This is a genomic window from Janthinobacterium sp. GW822-FHT07H10 (genome assembly GCF_058798675.1).
On record NZ_JBXAKS010000006.1, the window covers coordinates 175,665 to 191,708 of the forward strand.

At 64.9% G+C, this 16,044-nt stretch carries 13 protein-coding genes; 7 read left to right on the top strand and 6 right to left on the bottom strand.

Going from position 1 to position 16,044, the window contains the following annotated elements:
• Nucleotides 1-7: 7 nt before the first annotated feature.
• Entirely contained in the window at nucleotides 8-220 is a 213-nt protein-coding gene (locus AC1RDJ_RS15885) for a hypothetical protein (RefSeq protein WP_034751103.1), read from the bottom strand.
• A 295-nt stretch (nucleotides 221-515) separates the two neighbouring features.
• On the opposite strand from AC1RDJ_RS15885, the gene AC1RDJ_RS15890 reads away from it, so the two are divergent.
• Nucleotides 516-902, top strand: coding sequence for a YidB family protein (locus AC1RDJ_RS15890; protein ID WP_198043932.1), 387 nt, complete (start codon nucleotides 516-518; stop codon nucleotides 900-902).
• A 176-nt stretch (nucleotides 903-1,078) separates the two neighbouring features.
• On the opposite strand, the gene AC1RDJ_RS15895 is transcribed toward AC1RDJ_RS15890, so the two are convergent.
• Together AC1RDJ_RS15895 and AC1RDJ_RS15900 are read right to left on the bottom strand one after the other, a co-directional pair.
• Nucleotides 1,079-2,194: a LacI family DNA-binding transcriptional regulator gene (locus AC1RDJ_RS15895; RefSeq protein WP_493028041.1), complete on the bottom strand. Its 1,116-nt coding sequence runs from the start codon at nucleotides 2,192-2,194 to the stop codon at nucleotides 1,079-1,081.
• A gap of 173 nt (nucleotides 2,195-2,367) precedes the next feature.
• Nucleotides 2,368-4,428: an Ig-like domain-containing protein gene (locus tag AC1RDJ_RS15900; protein ID WP_493028042.1), complete on the bottom strand. Its 2,061-nt coding sequence runs from the start codon at nucleotides 4,426-4,428 to the stop codon at nucleotides 2,368-2,370.
• A gap of 179 nt (nucleotides 4,429-4,607) precedes the next feature.
• Between AC1RDJ_RS15900 and AC1RDJ_RS15905 the strand changes: the two genes are divergently transcribed.
• From AC1RDJ_RS15905 to AC1RDJ_RS15925, 5 genes are all read left to right on the top strand, one after another.
• Nucleotides 4,608-5,858: an Hsp70 family protein gene (locus AC1RDJ_RS15905; RefSeq protein ID WP_071323782.1), complete on the top strand. Its 1,251-nt coding sequence runs from the start codon at nucleotides 4,608-4,610 to the stop codon at nucleotides 5,856-5,858.
• A 94-nt stretch (nucleotides 5,859-5,952) separates the two neighbouring features.
• On the top strand, nucleotides 5,953-6,582 hold the full coding sequence (locus tag AC1RDJ_RS15910) for a 3'-5' exonuclease (RefSeq protein ID WP_493028043.1): 630 nt from the start codon (nucleotides 5,953-5,955) through the stop codon (nucleotides 6,580-6,582).
• Between the two features lie 275 nt (nucleotides 6,583-6,857).
• Nucleotides 6,858-8,246, top strand: coding sequence for a tetratricopeptide repeat protein (locus AC1RDJ_RS15915; protein ID WP_493028045.1), 1,389 nt, complete (start codon nucleotides 6,858-6,860; stop codon nucleotides 8,244-8,246).
• A gap of 109 nt (nucleotides 8,247-8,355) precedes the next feature.
• Entirely contained in the window at nucleotides 8,356-8,832 is a 477-nt protein-coding gene (locus AC1RDJ_RS15920) for a DUF4262 domain-containing protein (protein WP_493028046.1), read from the top strand.
• Entirely contained in the window at nucleotides 8,832-9,281 is a 450-nt protein-coding gene (locus tag AC1RDJ_RS15925; RefSeq protein ID WP_493028047.1) for a DUF6386 family protein, read from the top strand. The genes AC1RDJ_RS15920 and AC1RDJ_RS15925 overlap by 1 nt, the downstream gene beginning before the upstream one ends.
• Before the next feature lie 24 nt (nucleotides 9,282-9,305).
• Here AC1RDJ_RS15925 and AC1RDJ_RS15930 read toward each other — a convergent pair whose 3' ends face one another.
• Nucleotides 9,306-11,093: a GGDEF domain-containing protein gene (locus AC1RDJ_RS15930; protein WP_071323779.1), complete on the bottom strand. Its 1,788-nt coding sequence runs from the start codon at nucleotides 11,091-11,093 to the stop codon at nucleotides 9,306-9,308.
• Nucleotides 11,094-11,497: 404 nt separating this feature from the next.
• Here AC1RDJ_RS15930 and AC1RDJ_RS15935 point away from each other — a divergent pair, with 404 nt between their 5' ends.
• A complete protein-coding gene (locus tag AC1RDJ_RS15935; RefSeq protein ID WP_493028048.1) occupies nucleotides 11,498-13,696 on the top strand; it encodes a prolyl oligopeptidase family serine peptidase in 2,199 nt (732 codons plus the stop codon).
• Nucleotides 13,697-13,752: 56 nt separating this feature from the next.
• Here AC1RDJ_RS15935 and AC1RDJ_RS15940 read toward each other — a convergent pair whose 3' ends face one another.
• Together AC1RDJ_RS15940 and AC1RDJ_RS15945 are read right to left on the bottom strand one after the other, a co-directional pair.
• Nucleotides 13,753-14,646, bottom strand: coding sequence for an STM4011 family radical SAM protein (locus tag AC1RDJ_RS15940; RefSeq protein ID WP_493028050.1), 894 nt, complete (start codon nucleotides 14,644-14,646; stop codon nucleotides 13,753-13,755).
• Nucleotides 14,640-16,019 (bottom strand): STM4012 family radical SAM protein, encoded by a 1,380-nt coding sequence (locus AC1RDJ_RS15945; protein ID WP_493028051.1) that lies wholly within the window; start codon nucleotides 16,017-16,019, stop codon nucleotides 14,640-14,642. The genes AC1RDJ_RS15940 and AC1RDJ_RS15945 overlap by 7 nt, the downstream gene beginning before the upstream one ends.
• Nucleotides 16,020-16,044 lie beyond the last annotated feature (25 nt).

Consider the following 16,044-nt stretch of genomic DNA (forward strand, 5'->3'; position numbering starts at 1 on the left):
CCCTGTCTTATTCTTCCGTATCGGCGAGGGTGACGATGGCGCGCGCCCATTTCGAGTATTTCAGGTTCGCCAGGTCGCGCACGGTCTTGATATTGAAGGCCTGCTTGAGCAGCTCCGCATCCTTCTCGCTCACGCCTTGCAGCGCATCGACGGGCGCATCGGCGATTTCCTTGAACGTCTTTTTCTCGTAGGCCTTGTCTACCGCTTTATTGATGTTCATCTCTTGATACTCCTCAGTAAGTAGGAAAATTAATTCTACACGTTTTTGTGAACCGTCAATTTACGCTTGCAAGTTGTGCCGAAGTAAATATGATGGAGGTGGGCGAACTTGTAGTCGAGCCTGTTTTTGGCTTCCTGTTAAATTGTAATTATGGCATTTTTATTATTCATAGTATAATGGTTGTGTGTGTCGGAGAATGAGTGCCGGCCTTGACGAATGCCGCAATCACGCGGCACTAATGGATAGCGTTCAGGAGAATACGATGAGTTTGCTAGATCAACTTGCAGGACAGGCGATGAGCGCTTTGGGCAATAAGGGCACGGATGGCGACGCGCAATCGGGACTGCTGGGTAGCGTGATGGACCTGGTCAACCAGCATGGCGGCTTGCCCGGCCTGCTGCAGAAATTCCAGGAAAGCGGCCTCGGCGATCAAGTGGCCAGCTGGATCGGCACCGGCGCGAACGCGCCCGTGTCCGGCGAACAGATCAAGGATGCACTGGGCAGCGACACGGTCACGCAAATCGCGGAAAAAGCCGGCGTCGCCCCGGACGCCGCCCTCGGCGGCCTGGCGGCCCTGCTGCCGCAGCTGATCGACAAGCTGACGCCGGATGGCCAGGTACCGGAAGGCAATGACCTCGTCAGCCAGGGTTTGAACATGCTGAAGGGCAAGATCTTCGGTTGATTGTTTGGTGGTGGAAGTGAAAAAACCTCGCATTCGTGCGAGGTTTTTTTATGCCTCCGAGAACGAGGACGGCTGAAAAATGCCCGGGCGGGGCGCCGCCCCGACGACAGTACGCGAGTACGGCGCAAGACCAGCGTAGACCCGGCAACAACGCCACAGGCGTTTTCTCAGGCGTTCTAGGCGGCGGCCATCATGCCGAGGCGCTGTGCCATGTAGGCCGGCTCGCAAGTCAGCCGTGCCGTACTGCCTTCCACCAGATACGAGCAATAGCGGCGCCGCTCGGCGAGGCCGCCGCGCCGCTCCATCAGTTCGCCCAGCATGGCGACGGCGTCGGCGGCCATCTTTTGCACGGGCTGGCGCAAGGTGGTGATGTCATAGCTGAGCCAGCCGGATGCTTCCAGCGCGTCGAAGCCGGCCACGGACATCTGCAGCGGCACCTGGATGCCCATCTGGTGGCGCGCCGTGTCCAGGCAGCCGATGGCCATGATGTCGTTGCCGCAAATGACGGCATCGGGCACGCGGCCCAAGCGGTCGATGACCTTGCGCAAGCCGCGCCCGCCGCTGGCGTAGTCGTAGTTGCCGCTGACGACGATGGGGGCGGGCAAGCCCAGGCTCAGCAGGCGGTCCAGCACGCCGGCCTTGCGTTCCTGCGCCACGGCCGAATCGCCGGGGCCGTCGATGATGGCGAACTGGCGGTGGCCCGCCTCGGCCAGGCGCGACACGAGCAGGCGCGCCGCCTCGGCCCGGTCGCACAGCACGGCATGTACGGCGTGCTCGCGCGGGCTGCGGTTGAACAGCACCAGCGGCACGTCGCGGCGGCCGAACTCGACCAGCTGCTCGTCCGACAGGCTGGCGGCCACGACGGCGCCGTCGACCTGGTATTGCCAGACGTCGCCGAGGACCTTGCCGATGTCGGCCTCGCGCTCCAGGGTAAACAGCAGCAGGCGCTTGCCCAGGCGCGCGATTTGCTGGCTCAGCTCGGACAGCACTTGCGGATAGTAGAGGTTGGCCAGGTTGGAAGTGATGACCGCCACCAGGTTCGAGCGGCGCGTGATCAGGCTGCGCGCGGCCGCGTTGGGAATGTAGTCGAGGGTGATGGCCGCCTGCATGACCTTGGCGTGCGTGGCGGGCGAGACGCTGGCGCCCGGTTTGAAGCAACGCGACACGGCCGACTGCGAGACGCCGGCCAGCAGGGCCACGTCATACGAGGTGACGCGCCTTCCGGCACCGGGCACGTTGCGAGTGACGGGGGCCGCGCCGGGGTTCCTGGCTACAGTATTCTTTTTTCGCATAGCGGTCTGGCAAGCAACCTGTCTCAAAGTATTCCTGCAGGCCCGGCCGCTTGTGGCGGCCAGGACGGGAAAGCTGAGCATAGCGTAAAAGATTGCCTTATGGCAAGACTGTTTTCTTATTCATGTTGCAAAAAATATGACTGATTGGCAAGGGATATGGCCGCCGCCAGCCCCTAATCGGCGCTGTCGCAAGCGCCGCTGCCATACGGGCTGGTCTGTCCTGGCGGCGCCACGCGGCGCTCGCTGAAATCCCTGGCCACGGTCGCCAGCGGCAATTCCGCCGTGGCGCTCGCTTCCGTGCCGCTGACCGTGCCCCTGACGGTGAGGGTCAGTTGCACCCAGGAACCGTAATTGCGCGGATAGCTGACGGTGACGGTGGCCATGCCCAGTGCATCGCTCAGGCCGCTGGCGCTGACGGTCAGCGGGATGCCCGGATCGAGCACGCCATTGCCATTGCGGTCGTAGGCGGCGTCATAGATGCCGTTGCGCAAGACATCCTCGTTGGCGCAGCTGTAATGGGGCAGGGCCAGGCGCCACACGCCCGTGTCGGGGAACTCGGGCTTGTCCGCCTGCCACACATAATAGCCCTTGGCATAGCGGCTGGGCCAGGCGGCGGCCGTGATGGCCACGCCGGAGACGGCATTGCCGGCGCTGTCGGAAACAAAGACGGCGAATTCCTTCTGCAGCACGCTGGCCGAGTGTTCGCGCACCAGGTTGCCCGTGCCCAGCTTGATCGACAGCGCCTGCCTGGCCACCGTCAGGCGCACGAGGCCTGTGGCCGCGGCCTGCGCGGCACCCTCGATGCGGGCCTGCAGCACTACGCCGTCGCGTCCGCTGTCGGCCGGGCCGGCCACATACACGCTGCGCGCCAGGCCGTCGCTGCCGCTGAAGACCCGGCCCGTTTGCCGCAGGTGGCCGCCGCTGGGGTCGCTTAAGATGGTAAACACGACGGGCGCGTTCTTGACCAGGTTGTTCGCCGCGCCATCGCGCACGACGGCACTGATGACGCTGACGTTGTCGGCAGGCGCGCCATTGCCGGGATTGGCACGCAGGACGGCCGGCTCGGCCTGCACGGCGAGCTTGCTGGCGCCGCTCAGCGGCGCGACGAATTCGAGCCGCGTCTGCGCCGTCGGGCCGCCCGCCACGGCCGCCGTGACGGTGGCCACGCCCGCATGCGCGGACTGGATATAGCTGCGCGGCAAGTTGCCATTGTTGAAGATCAGGCTGGCCGGCAGCGCCTGGCCGCAAACACTGTCACTGAACAGGCTGCCGCGCGAGGTGGACAGGCTGGCGCTGCCGGACTGCGCCACGCCCGCCTTCTCATAGCGCGCATCGATGGGCTGGCAGGCCAATGTCGCCACTTCCGGCAGGACGTCGGCGCCGCCCGCATCCTGGCCCACGGCCGGGCTCAGGCGCAGGTCGCTGCCGGCCACGGCATACGCCTGCGTGGCGGCGGCGCCCAGCGCGCTGACGGAGACGGTATCCTTGCCCAGGCTGCCAGCGCTCAGCCGCAGCACCAGCTGGCCTTGCGCATTGCTGAGCGCCGCGCCGTCCCCCTTGACGCGCACGCTGTTGCCGGCGCCCGTGCTGTAAGCGATGGCGGCGCCGGCCACGGGCTTGCGCGCCGAGTCGCGCACGGTGACGGTCAGGTCGCTGCCCTGGCCCAGCATCAGGGATGCCGGTCCCTGCAGTTCGAGCGTGCTGCCGGTGACGGCCACCGTGCCGCTGCCCGTGCGCGGCCCGACTGTGGCCGTCACCGTGATGCTGCGGTTGGCATTCGCGCCGCCCGTGCCCAGCAGGGCGCGTGCCCGGCCATTCTTGTCCGTCACGGCATCGACGTTGCCAAGGATGCCGGCATCGGCGCTGAACGATATCTTTGCGTTCGGCAAGGCCAGGTTGGCGCCATCCTTGACGAGGGCTGTGACGGCCACCTCGCTGCCGGCCAGGCCGGCCGAGGCCAGTTCTGTGCTGGAAAAGACGAGCGTGACGGCGCTGGCCAGACTGGCCGGTTCGGGCGGCGTGACGGGGGGCGTCACCGGCGGGGTGACGGGCGGCGTCACGGGCGGCACGATGGGCGGCGGCGGGCTGCCGCCGCAGCCGGCCGTGCCGTGCAGCGAGCAGCCGGCGCCTGCCTGGGCATCGCCGCCACCGCCGCCGCAGCCAGCCAGGACAATGAGGACGGCAGCCAGCAAGCCAGCTGGCAGGAGTGGATGGGGCAGGCGGACGAGGGGCACGATGGGTCTCCGGGAGCTGGCCGAATTGCTCGGCGTCAATTTCCCAAGAGTAGCTTTTGCGCGCCGCGGGTATTTGATGCAGAGCAAGCTTGTTGTCTTGGCCGTGCCGGACGTATTTTTCTGGTGCAATGGCGCCCGTTCTGATAACATAACGCCCCTTTATTCAGGGAAGGGTCGACATGGCCAATGCTTGCGGCGTCGATTTCGGCACGTCAAATTCCACGGTAGGTTGGGCACGTCCAGGGCAGAGCACCATGCTCGGCCTGGAAGATGGCAAGACGACCTTGCCATCCGTCGTCTTCTTCAATGCGGAAGACGAGGAAGTCAGTTTTGGCCGCGCCGCGCTGGCCGGTTATCTGGCCGGCTACGAGGGCCGCCTGATGCGTTCGCTCAAGAGCTTGCTGGGCACCAGCCTCATCGACGGCCAGACGGAAGTGGGCGGCCGCGCGCTGCCGTTCCGCATGTTGCTGGCGCAATTCATCGGTGAAGTGAAGCGCCGCGCCGAACAGTCGGCCGGCCGCGAATTCTCGTCCGCCGTGTTCGGCCGTCCCGTCTTCTTTATCGACGACAATGCCCAGGCCGACCAGCTGGCGCAGGACACCCTGGCCGAAGTGGCCCGTTCCGTCGGCTTCAAGGATGTGGCCTTCCAGTTCGAGCCGATCGCCGCCGCCTTCGACTACGAGTCGCAGATCGCCAGGGAAGAGCTGGTGCTGATCGCCGACATCGGCGGCGGCACGTCCGACTTTTCGCTGGTGCGCCTGTCGCCCGACCGGGCGAAGAAGGCCGAGCGCCGCGACGACATCCTCGCCACCGGCGGCGTGCACATCGGCGGCACGGACTTCGATAAATACCTGAGCCTGTCGTCCGTCATGCCGCTGCTGGGCTATGGCAGCCGCCTGCACAACAATAGCGAAGTGCCATCGAGCTATTATTTCAACCTGGCCACCTGGCACACGATCAACCTCGCGTACACGAAGAAGATCTGGGTGCAGCTGGCCGACGTCTGCCGTGATGCGCGTGAGCAAGACAAGATGGGCCGCCTGCAAAAGCTGATCGACGAACGGGCCGGCCACTGGCTGGCCATGAAAGTGGAAGAAGGCAAGATTGCCCTGTCCGACGCGGCCGAAGTGCAGCTGGAGCTGGACCGTTTGTCGCCCGCGCAAAGCCTGTTGCTGAAACGTGCGCAGTTCGACGAAGCCATCGGCCACCTGTGCGGTTCCGTGGAAGAAACCGTGCTGCGCCTGCTGCGCGACGCGGGCGTGGCGCCGGAAGCCGTCGACACGGTGTTCTTCACGGGCGGCTCGAGCGGCGTGCGCCTGCTGCGCGAAAAGATCGCGGCCCTGGTGCCGGCGGCGCGCAAGGTCGAAGGCGACCTGTTCGGCAGCATCGGTGCGGGATTGGCGCTGGACGCCGTGCGCAAGTTCGGCTGATACAATGCCCATGGCGGCGTTGCCGCCCCTTGCCCTGGGCATTTTATCGATATCCTAGTCGTACCCCTTGGCCGTACCCACGAAAGAGCGCTCCATGAATGTGTTTGACAAACCGATCGTCATGATCGACTTCGAGACGACCGGTCTGTCGCCCGACATGGGCGACCGCATCACGGAAGTGGCGGCGCTGCGCATCGAGGGCGGGCAGATCACGGACCGCTACGTGACCCTGATCAACTGCAATGCGCGCATTCCCTCGTTCATCACGGGCTTGACGGGCATCACGCAGGCGATGGTGGACAAGGCGCCGCCCGTGGCCGACGTGGTGCCGCAATTGCTCGACTTCATCGGCAGCGACGCCCTGTCGGCGCACAATGCCAGCTTCGACGAAAAGTTTTTGCGCGCGGAAAGCGCCCGCTTGAACCTGGCGCCCGCGCACCAGTCGCTCGTGTGCTCGCTGAAACTGTCGCGCCGCGTGTTTCCCGGCATGTCCAGCTACAAGCTGGGGCTGCTGTCCAGCCAGCTGGGCATCGCTTTCAAGAGCGCGGCCCACAGGGCCGAGTCCGATGCGGAAGTGGCGGCGCAAGTGCTGATCCATATCGGCCGCCATTTGCGCAGCAACTACGGCATCGCCGATGTCGATGCGGACCTGCTCGTGTCGCTGAACAAGCTGGCGGCCGCGAAAGTGCCGCAATTCCTGCAGAAACACCCGTCGCGCCGCTGACGGCCGCGCGCCGCCCTGGCGCGCAGCCCAGACGGGCACGATCCTTCAACGAGACATTTTCGGCCAGCAAGACGCGGAAGACGCGTAGCGTCAATGCCATCGCGCTTGCCCAAAAGCGGACTCATCAAAACGATATAATTTTGTTATTTTCTTTGAGTTCGCTCAAGCCCTTCGCCCGCATCGAATTTAAAATTTAGGCAACACACACGATTTCGCCGCCCTGGGCCGCCGTTTTGCGCGCGCTGCCGGCAAGCGCAATGTGGATGGGGGCGCACATGGACAAGCACCATACTGCCAGAGACAGCCACCAGGCGTATATCTGGTTTCGCACGGCGGCCGAGCAGGGCAATGCCTATGCCCAGTTCAATCTGGGCTTGATGTACAAGAAGGGCGAAGGCGTCGTGCATGACGACGCGCGCGCGTTTGTCTGGCTGCGCCTGGCGGCGCTGCAGGGCCTGGCTTTCGCGCAGAATCACCTGGGCGCCCTGTATTACCACGGTCGTGGCGTGGCGCAGAGCGACGAAGAGGCCGTGCTGTGGTTCCGCCGCGCGGCGGCCCAGGGCGATGCCTCGGCCCAACAGAACCTGGGGCAGATGTACCGCAAGGGACGCGGCGTGCTGCAAAGCGACGAGCTGGCCCTGGCCTGGTTCTACCGCGCGTCCGAGCAGGGCGTGGCCAGCGCGCAATCGCTGCTGGGCGAAGCGTATGCGCAGGGGCTGGGCGCGAAAAAGAACGATGCGCTGGCCCTGGCCTGGTTCCGCAAGGCCGCCTTGCAGGGCGATGCCCAGGCACAGCTGAACCTGGGCCTCGTCTACAAGCGGGGCCAGGGCGTGGCGCAAAGCGATGCGCAGGCGCTGGCCTGGTTCCGCCAGGCGGCTGCGCAGGGCTTGGCCGTGGCGCAACGGCAACTCGGTGTGGCGTATGCGCAGGGCCTGGGCGTGGCGCCCGACCAGCTGCGCGCGTATGCGTGGCTGCAGCGCGCGGCCGAGCAGGACGATGCCGACGCCCAGTTCAACGTGGGCCTGATGCTGGCGCGCGGGCAGGGCGTGGACAAGGACGAGGCGCGCGCCGTCGGCTGGTACCGCCGCGCCGCCTTGCAAGGGCACTGCATGGCGCAATACAACCTGGGCGGCATGTATGCGGGAGGGCGCGGCATCGTCCGCGACTTGCGCCAGGCGCTCGACTGGTATGCGAGGGCGGCGGCCCAGGGTGCGTCGAACGCCCAGTTCAACCTGGGCGTGATGTATGCCAACGGCCACGGCGTGGCCCGCGACGAGGTCTGCGCCGTGCGCTGGTACCGCACGGCCGCCGAGCAGGGCGATGCCAGCGCGCAAAACAACCTGGGCGTCATGTACGCGAATGGCCACGGTGTGCCGCAGGACGATGGCCTGGCCGTGCACTGGTATGCGCGCGCGGCCGAGCAAGGCCATGCACTGGCCCAGTACAACCTGGGCGGCATGTATAACAGCGGCCGCGGCGTGGGCAAGGACCCCGTGCGCGCCTACATGTGGCTGGAGCTGGCGGCCGAAGGCGGCGACGGCGCGGCCGGCAGCGCCCGCGAAGCCAGCGCCGGCAAGCTGGCGCCCGAAGCCTTGCAGGCGGCGCAGGAATTGACGCGGCAATGGCGCCAGGCGCACGTCTTGCCGGCGCCACCGCACGCCTGATGCGGCGCTGCCGCAGCCATGCGATAATTGCCGCTCAGTATGTCCGTCGTGTCAAGTGAGCGCGGTGCGCGGGGCATGGATTGCGATACAGTACAGTGAAAGGTGGACGATGGTCAGGCAGGCAGGCGAAGATGCATCAGAGCAAAAAGTCATCGATGACATTGCCACGCATGGCTGGCATTGCGTGCATATCAGCGGCGATGAAGAAGGCCCCGGCTACAGTTTCACGATCGGCGTCTACCATAGCTTCGGCTTGCCCGACTTCCTGATCATGGGCTTGCCGCAGGCGACGGCCCATCAGATACTCGACGTGGCGCTCGATGCCGCGCGCAGCGGCGCCATCACGGATTTCACCTGCACCACGGACGCCTTGCTGAAAGGCCATCCCTGCGCGTTCGTGCGCGTGCCCGAGGCGCAATACCGCGACTACGTCGGCTATGCGCGCTGGTATTACCAGGGCAATGATTTTACCTTGCAGCAAATCGTCTGGCCGTCGCGCGCCGGCCACTTCCCGTGGGATGCCGAGGCCGGCGAGGCGTATGTCGCCAGCCAGCCGCTGCTGGGCCCCGCGCCGCGGCTGGCCTGATGCCAGCCGTGGCAGGCCGCACGTTCACGCTGTCGACCGACACGGCCACCGTGTGCGTGTTCGATCCCGCAGGCGTGCGCCACAAGCTGGCCGATGACTGCGACTGGTGGAGCATGCCCGGCGCGGAACTGGCGGCCGTGAATGCGGGACAGGTGGCGTTCTTCAATCTGGGCAGCGATGGCGCGTACGAGATCGAGTTGCTCGCCGAACTGCTCGCGCCGCATGCCAGCGTGCATCTGGCCGTCGTTTCGGGCCGCGTCTTCATCGGCGCCGGCGAGGATGTGACGGGCGGCGGTCTGGAGCCGGACACGGCGTACGGCGGCCTGTTCGTGGAGCTGCCAGTGGGCAACTACCGCGTGCAGGCGCGGCGCGCTGGCGATCGCATCGCGCTGGCTTTTCCGCCCGATGCCTGCGGTACGAATGCGTTCAGCGAACTGCTGCGTATCTAGCGGCCTGCTTACTGCCAGTGCTCGCTACGCATCCATGCGCGCCACGCCCGCGCCCTGGCGCCGGTCCAGGAACAGGCTGTTGCCGTGGATCTTCTTGGCCTGCTTCTTCGCTTCCGCCGCCTGCGTGGCAATTTGATGGTGCGTGTAGTACTGGTGCGCTTCCACCTTGATCACGCCCAGCGACAGGCTGATCAAGGAGTAAAACACTTTCTTGCCTTGCCGGTCTTCGCTGATGTAGCCGCCCCGTTCGCAGTCGCCCGTGCTGTAGTAGGCGAGGATGGCGGCCGCGAAATCGTTCAGCATGGCCTGGCAGCGCGTTTCCCAGTCTTCGCTCTGGAACAGGATCATGAAATCGTCGCCGCCGATATGGCCGATGAAGTCGCGGTTCGGGTCGCAATGGCCGCTGAGGATTTCTCCCGTCAGCTGGATCACGTCGTCGCCCTTGCGGTAGCCGTACACATCGTTGAAGGGCTTGAAATGGTCGAGGTCGCAATAGCAGACCCAGAAGCGGCTGCCGCTGTGCAGCAGGCGGTCGATGTGCTCGTTGATGGGCACGTTGCCGGGCAATTGCGTGAGGGGATTGGCGTAGCGCGCCGCGTTGATCTGCATCTGCGTGATTTCGCGCATCAGGTCGTGTCCCGTGCCCATGCCCAGATAGCGGCCGTGCTCGGTGATGATGAAACCGTTGAACAGGTGATGGGCATCCGATTGCACCATGGTGTAGCTGAGTTCCTGCAAGCTTGTCTCGTGGTCGGCGATCAGGGGCGTGGCATCCATGAACAGGCTGCATGATTTCTTGCCGTACAGTTCGCGCTGGTAGGGGCGGGCGAAGTGGTCGATCATCTCGAAGCGGCTGATCAGGCCCAGCGGCACGCCCGCGTCGACGACGGGGATGATCATCAGCTTCGGGTCTTTCAGGAAAATGTCATACACCTCGTTATTGTTTTTCTCGGGCGAGACGGCCGCCACGCGGTGCAGCAGCTTGCGGATGCTGGCGCCATTCTTCTCCAGGTTGCTGCGCTGCGGATACACGGCCACGCCATGGCGCCCCAGCGCCTGCACCACTTCGGCCGGCAGCGCGCGCGCCGGCACCATATTCGGACGGCCCAGGTGGTAGCCCTGGCCGAACGCCACGCCGAGGTCGCGCAAGACCAGCAGTTCCGTCTGCGCCTCGATGCCTTCGGCGATCACCAGGGTGCCCGATTTTTCCGCGATTTCCTGGATCGAGCGCACGAACTGCAGTTTCACGGGATCGTGATTGATGCCCTGGATGAAGTGCATGTCGATCTTCACGTATTCGGGCCGCAGTTCCGACCACAGGCGCAGGCTGGAAAAGCCTTCGCCGAGGTCGTCGATGGCGATCTGGAAACCCATATTGCGGTAATGCAGCACCGCTTCGCGCATCAGTTCGTAGTCGTAGGTGGGCTGGTTTTCCGTCAGCTCGATGATGACCCGGTCCGGATTGATGCCGATGTGCTCGATGTATTCCAGCGTTTCGCCATGGCGCGCATTGCGCAACAACAGACATTCGGGGCTGACATTGAGGAACAGCTTGCCGGGCAGCTGCAGTTCGGCAAAGCGCTCGAGCACGACCTGGCGGCACAGGTGCTCGACTTCCAGGGTCAGGTCATTCGCGCGCGCCACCTTGAACAGGTTCATCGGCGCATGCAGGGGGCTGTCGGACGGGCCCCGTATCAAGCCTTCATAACCGATGATGTCGCCACTTTGCATGTGGATGATGGGCTGGAACAGGGCGCTGAGCTTGCGGCCGGCGAGGATCTCGTGCAAGGCGTCCGTCCCTTCGATGTTCATGGGTGTGGATGGCGGCTTCAGGTAGGCCACGTTCGACGGCGGGACGGCGGGCGCGCAGGTGGCGGCGGGGAGGGCGAGAGTGTGCATAGGCTTACGTGGCGGCACGGCCGCTGGACGGGCCATGAACATGTTGCCGATGGTAAAGAAGATTTATGACCGCTTGATGAAACGACTTTGTTTTTGATAATGTTGCTTGCATGAACGTCCGTTTGTCGATTTCGGTGAAAGCGAGATAAATCATGGTCGTTGCCGGGAATTTCCCAAACAAAAGTCGGTAAAGCGCCCGGATAACTGTGCATTAAAAGTGGCAATCCGCGCTATGATTTCTCTTGGCGAAAGTCAACATGGGCAGCCGTGCTTGAGCGGCCTGCTTTCCTCGACATCCAACAATGAGACAAAAACCCATGCAATTACGTAGTGCAACCCTCATATTCAGCTTGATGGCCGCCTTCGGTGGCAATGCCCTGGCGCAAAGCGCCGCCACGCCATCGTGCCCGGCAGGCGACGGCGCTGCCGTGACGTATCCGGTCAGCAAGAAGGTCGACCAGCAGGACAGCTATTTCGGCACCACCATCGCCGATCCTTACCGCTGGCTGGAAGACGCCAACAGTGCCGAGACGGGCGAGTGGGTCGCGGCGCAAAACAAGCTGACGCAAGCGTACCTGGGCACCATCCCCGAGCGCGAAGCGATCAAGCAGCGCCTGACCAAGCTGTGGAACTATGAGCGTTTCTCTACGCCGACCAAGCAGGGCGGCCGTTATTTCTACAGCCGCAACGATGGCTTGCAGAACCAGGCCGTGCTGTACACGGTGAAGAAACTGACGGACGAGCCGCGCCTGCTGCTCGACCCGAACACCCTGTCCACCGATGGCACGGTGGCGCTGGCCGGCACCTCGATCAGCCCGAACGGCAAATACCTGGCCTACGCGACGGCCGCTTCCGGTTCCGACTGGAACGAGTGGAAAGTGCGCGATATCGAGACGGGCAAGGATTTGACGGACCACATCAAGTGGGCCAAGTTCTCCGGTGCTTCGTGGACCAAGGACAATACCGGCTTCTTCTACAGCCGCTATGACGCGCCGAACGAGGCGACCAAGCTGGCCGATATCAATTACTTCCAGAAATTGTATTTCCACAAGATCGGCACGCCGCAAAGCGATGACGTGCTGGTCTTCGACCGCCCCGACCAGAAGGAATGGGCGTTTGGCGGCAGCACCGTCAGCGACGACGGCAATTACCTGATCATCACGGCCACGCAGGGCACGGAACGCAAGAACCGCATCTTCTACAAGGACTTGCGCCAGAAGAACGCCAAGGTCGTGGGCTTGCTGGAAGCGTTCGATGCCTCCTACTCGTTCATCGACAACGACGGCCCCGTGTTCTTCTTCAAGACGGACAACAAGGCGCCGAAATCGCGCGTGATCGCCATCGACACGCGCAAGCCCGCGCCTGCGGACTGGAAGGAAATCGTGCCGCAAAGCGAGGAAACCCTCGTGGCCGTCAACCTGATCAACAACCAGCTGGTGCTCGACTACCTGAAAGATGCGCAAACGCAAATCAAGATCGTCGACCTGAATGGCAAGCTGGTGCGCGAAGTGGCCTTGCCGGGCATCGGTTCGGCGGGCGGCTTTGCCGGCAAGCGTGGTGACACGGAAACGTTCTACTCGTTTACCAGCTTCACGACGCCAGCGACCATTTACCGCTACGACATGAAATCGGGCAAGAGCACGGTGTACCGCCAGCCGAAGGTCGATTTCGACCCGAACGCCTTTGAAACACGCCAGCAATTCTTCACCAGCCGCGACGGTACCAAGGTGCCGATGTTCATCGTCTCGAAAAAAGGCATGAAGCTGGATGGCACGAACCCGACCTACCTGTACGGTTATGGCGGTTTCAATATTTCGCTGACGCCGAGCTTCTCCGTGGCCAATCTGGCCTGGGTGGAAATGGGCGGCGTCTACGTGATGGCCAACCTGCGCGGCGGCGGCGAATACGGCGAAGCCTGGCACCAGGCCGGTACCAAGCTGAACAAGCAAAACGTGTTCGACGACTTTATCGGCGCGGCCGAATGGCTGGTGGCCAACAAGGTCACGTCGCCATCGAAACTGTCGATCGGCGGCGGCAGCAATGGCGGCCTGCTGGTGGGCGCGGCCATGACGCAGCGTCCCGACCTGTTCGCGGCAGCGATTCCGCAGGTGGGCGTGCTCGACATGTTGCGCTTCCACAAGTTCACCGTGGGCTGGGGCTGGGTGCCTGACTATGGTTCGTCGGACGACGCCGAGCAGTTCAAGGCGCTGGTGAAATACTCGCCGCTGCACAACCTGAAGGCGGGCGGCTGCTATCCGGCCACCATGATCACGACGGCCGACCACGACGACCGCGTCGTGCCGGCGCACAGCTTCAAGTTCGCCGCCGCCGCCCAGGCGGCGCAAGGCGGCGCGTCGCCCGTGCTGATCCGCATCGACAGCAAGGCGGGCCATGGCGCCGGCAAGCCGACGGCCAAGCAGATCGAGGAAGTGGCCGACCGCTGGGGCTTCCTCAGCCGTTCGCTGAAGATGACGCCAGCCGTGAATACGGAACCGGCCAAGGTGGCGGCGCAGTAATCAGCGCATCGTTGTCTGGCTGATCAAAAGCGCGGGTGCTGTTGGCCCGCGCTTTTTTACGCCTGTGGCAAAGGCGCGATGCGCGCCAGTACGCCGTTGCCAAACGTGGACTGGAACGGCAAGTCCTTGCGCTGCGCGTAGCCGATATAGCAGTCGCACTTGAAGCGCGGGCACGGTTTTTCGCGCAGGATGTCCGCTAGTTCGTCGGTATATAAATTCCCCAGCCGCTCGGGCACGAAGTGGCAGCGCGCCAGTTCGCCGTCGCCGTCGACGGATAGCGACGCCTCGCCCGCCAGGCAGGGCTTGCCGCGCGACGGGGCCGGGCGGCGGTTTTGCGCGAACCATGGGTCGATGGCGTCGAGCCAGGCCAGGTCTTCCGCGCTGTAGTAGCCGGGGCCACGGCGGTCATACGCGTTCAGCCACAGGTAGACGTGGGCCGGCAGGGCCGCGCGCAGGGCGCGGATGGCGTCCAGGTGCGCCTGCATGGCCACCACGCCGACGGAATAGCGCACGCCCAGGGCGTCGAGGCGCGCGCAGCGTTCGAGGAAGCGCGCCACGGTGGTCTGGTCCGGGTGGTAGGTGCACCACAGGCCGACCTTGTCCCGTCCATCCATGCCGTCCAGCCAGTTCAATGGGCCGGACAGATTCGTCTGCAGCGCCACCTGGCGCACGTGCGGCAAAGCGGCCAGTGTCTGCATGGCCGCGCGGTAGTGGCGCCGGACCAGCGCTTCGCCCCACGGCGTGAACAGGATGCCGATGGGGCGCGCCTGGCGCGCCACCCAGTCGACAAACCGCGCCACTTCGCGCGCGTCGCGGGCCAGTGCGGCGCGGCTGTCGCGCTTCTTGGCGAACGGACAGTAGCCGCAGGCGTAATTGCAGCTGGCCAGCGTGCCCCGGTACAGCAGGGACAGCGTTCCCGCCTGCGCGAAACCGGGCGGCGCTGTCAGCACGCCTGGCCGCTTTCCGCCATCAGCGCGCGCACCGTATCGGACGCCAGCCACGGGCCGATGGTGTCGGCATACGCGTAGCCGCGGTCGTTCAGGCGCAGCAGCGCGCCGTCGTACTGCACCAGTTCCAGCGCATGCAGCTCGGCCAGCTGCGGCAAGTCGTCCTCGCACGCCGTGCCGAAGCGGGCCGTGTAGGCGTCGCGGTCCAGGCCCGGCTCCGTCAGCAGCGACTGGATCACGTAACGGCGCCGCTGTTCCGCCGCGTCGAGCACATAGCCGTGTTCCGCTTGGGCGAAGCGCGCCTCGTCGAGCGCCAGGTATTGCTCGATGATGCCGATGGTTTCCGTGCGCGCCACCGCGTATTCGCTCGAATAATGCAGGTTGGCCGTGTACGAGCGGGCGCCCGCGCCCAGTCCCACCATGCCGTCGTTCTGGCAGCAGTACGAGGGACCGTCCTGTTCCGGCGCATGCGGCGCGCGGAACATGCGCATCGAGACTTGTACGTAGCCCCGCGCGCGCAGATGGTCGCGCGCGGCCGCGTACAGGGCCAGGCGGCTGTCGCCGTCGCGCGCCAGCATGATGGGGTTGAGCGTGGCGGCGCCCTGGCGGCGCGCCACTTTCCCGAGCCCCGTCTGCTCGCGCACGTACAGCGGGTACAGGTACAGCTCCTCGGGCGCGAAGGCCAGCGCGCTGTCGATCGAGGCCAGCAGGCTGGCGATGGTCTGGCCCGCGATGCCGTAGATCAGGTCCAGGTTCAGCGTGGGAAAGCCCGCTGCGCGTATCAGGCCGATGGCGTGTTGCACGGTGGCATTCTGCTGCGGACGGGCCAGCGCGCGCATTTCGCCGGCGGCAAAGCTCTGGATGCCAAGGCTAACCCGGTCGATGCCATGCGCGCGGCACACGGCAAGCCGTTCGGCCGTGATGGTTTCCGGCGACGCTTCGATGCCGGCCGGCGTGCGTTGCAAATCGATGCCGAGGATGTCGCGCGCGCCGCACAGCAGGGTGTCGAGCTGCGCCGGCGACAGATAGGTGGGCGTGCCGCCGCCCAGCGCGAAACGGGCAAATCGGCGTTCGCCCAGCGCGCCGGCCAGGGCGCGCATCTGCACCAGCACCTGCTGCACGTAGCGCTCGACCATGTCGGCGCCGGGTCGCGCCATGGCGAACAGGTTGCAGAAGCCGCAGCGCATCTCGCAAAACGGGATGTGGATGTAGGCAAAGAGGGCGGAGCGGTCCTGCCGCGCCCACAGCGGCGCCAGTGGTGCCGCTTGCGGCAAGCCACGGTAGGCCGCCTTGTGCGGATAGGAATACGAATACGCCTGGTAGGGCGTGTGGCGCATGCGCTGCGCCAGGGTGTCCGTTGCTACGTATGGGTTCACGGTGGGGTTTCCTGGGAATGCGGGT

Coding starts and splice junctions, on each gene's coding strand:
- AC1RDJ_RS15885 (WP_034751103.1), bottom strand. CDS start 220: ATGAACATCAATAAAGCGGTAGACAAGGCCTACGAGAAAAAGACGTTC.
- AC1RDJ_RS15920 (WP_493028046.1), top strand. CDS start 8,356: ATGGTCAGGCAGGCAGGCGAAGATGCATCAGAGCAAAAAGTCATCGAT.
- AC1RDJ_RS15925 (WP_493028047.1), top strand. CDS start 8,832: ATGCCAGCCGTGGCAGGCCGCACGTTCACGCTGTCGACCGACACGGCC.
- AC1RDJ_RS15895 (WP_493028041.1), bottom strand. CDS start 2,194: ATGCGAAAAAAGAATACTGTAGCCAGGAACCCCGGCGCGGCCCCCGTC.
- AC1RDJ_RS15910 (WP_493028043.1), top strand. CDS start 5,953: ATGAATGTGTTTGACAAACCGATCGTCATGATCGACTTCGAGACGACC.
- AC1RDJ_RS15915 (WP_493028045.1), top strand. CDS start 6,858: ATGGACAAGCACCATACTGCCAGAGACAGCCACCAGGCGTATATCTGG.
- AC1RDJ_RS15890 (WP_198043932.1), top strand. CDS start 516: ATGAGCGCTTTGGGCAATAAGGGCACGGATGGCGACGCGCAATCGGGA.
- AC1RDJ_RS15930 (WP_071323779.1), bottom strand. CDS start 11,093: ATGAACATCGAAGGGACGGACGCCTTGCACGAGATCCTCGCCGGCCGC.
- AC1RDJ_RS15905 (WP_071323782.1), top strand. CDS start 4,608: ATGGCCAATGCTTGCGGCGTCGATTTCGGCACGTCAAATTCCACGGTA.
- AC1RDJ_RS15935 (WP_493028048.1), top strand. CDS start 11,498: ATGCAATTACGTAGTGCAACCCTCATATTCAGCTTGATGGCCGCCTTC.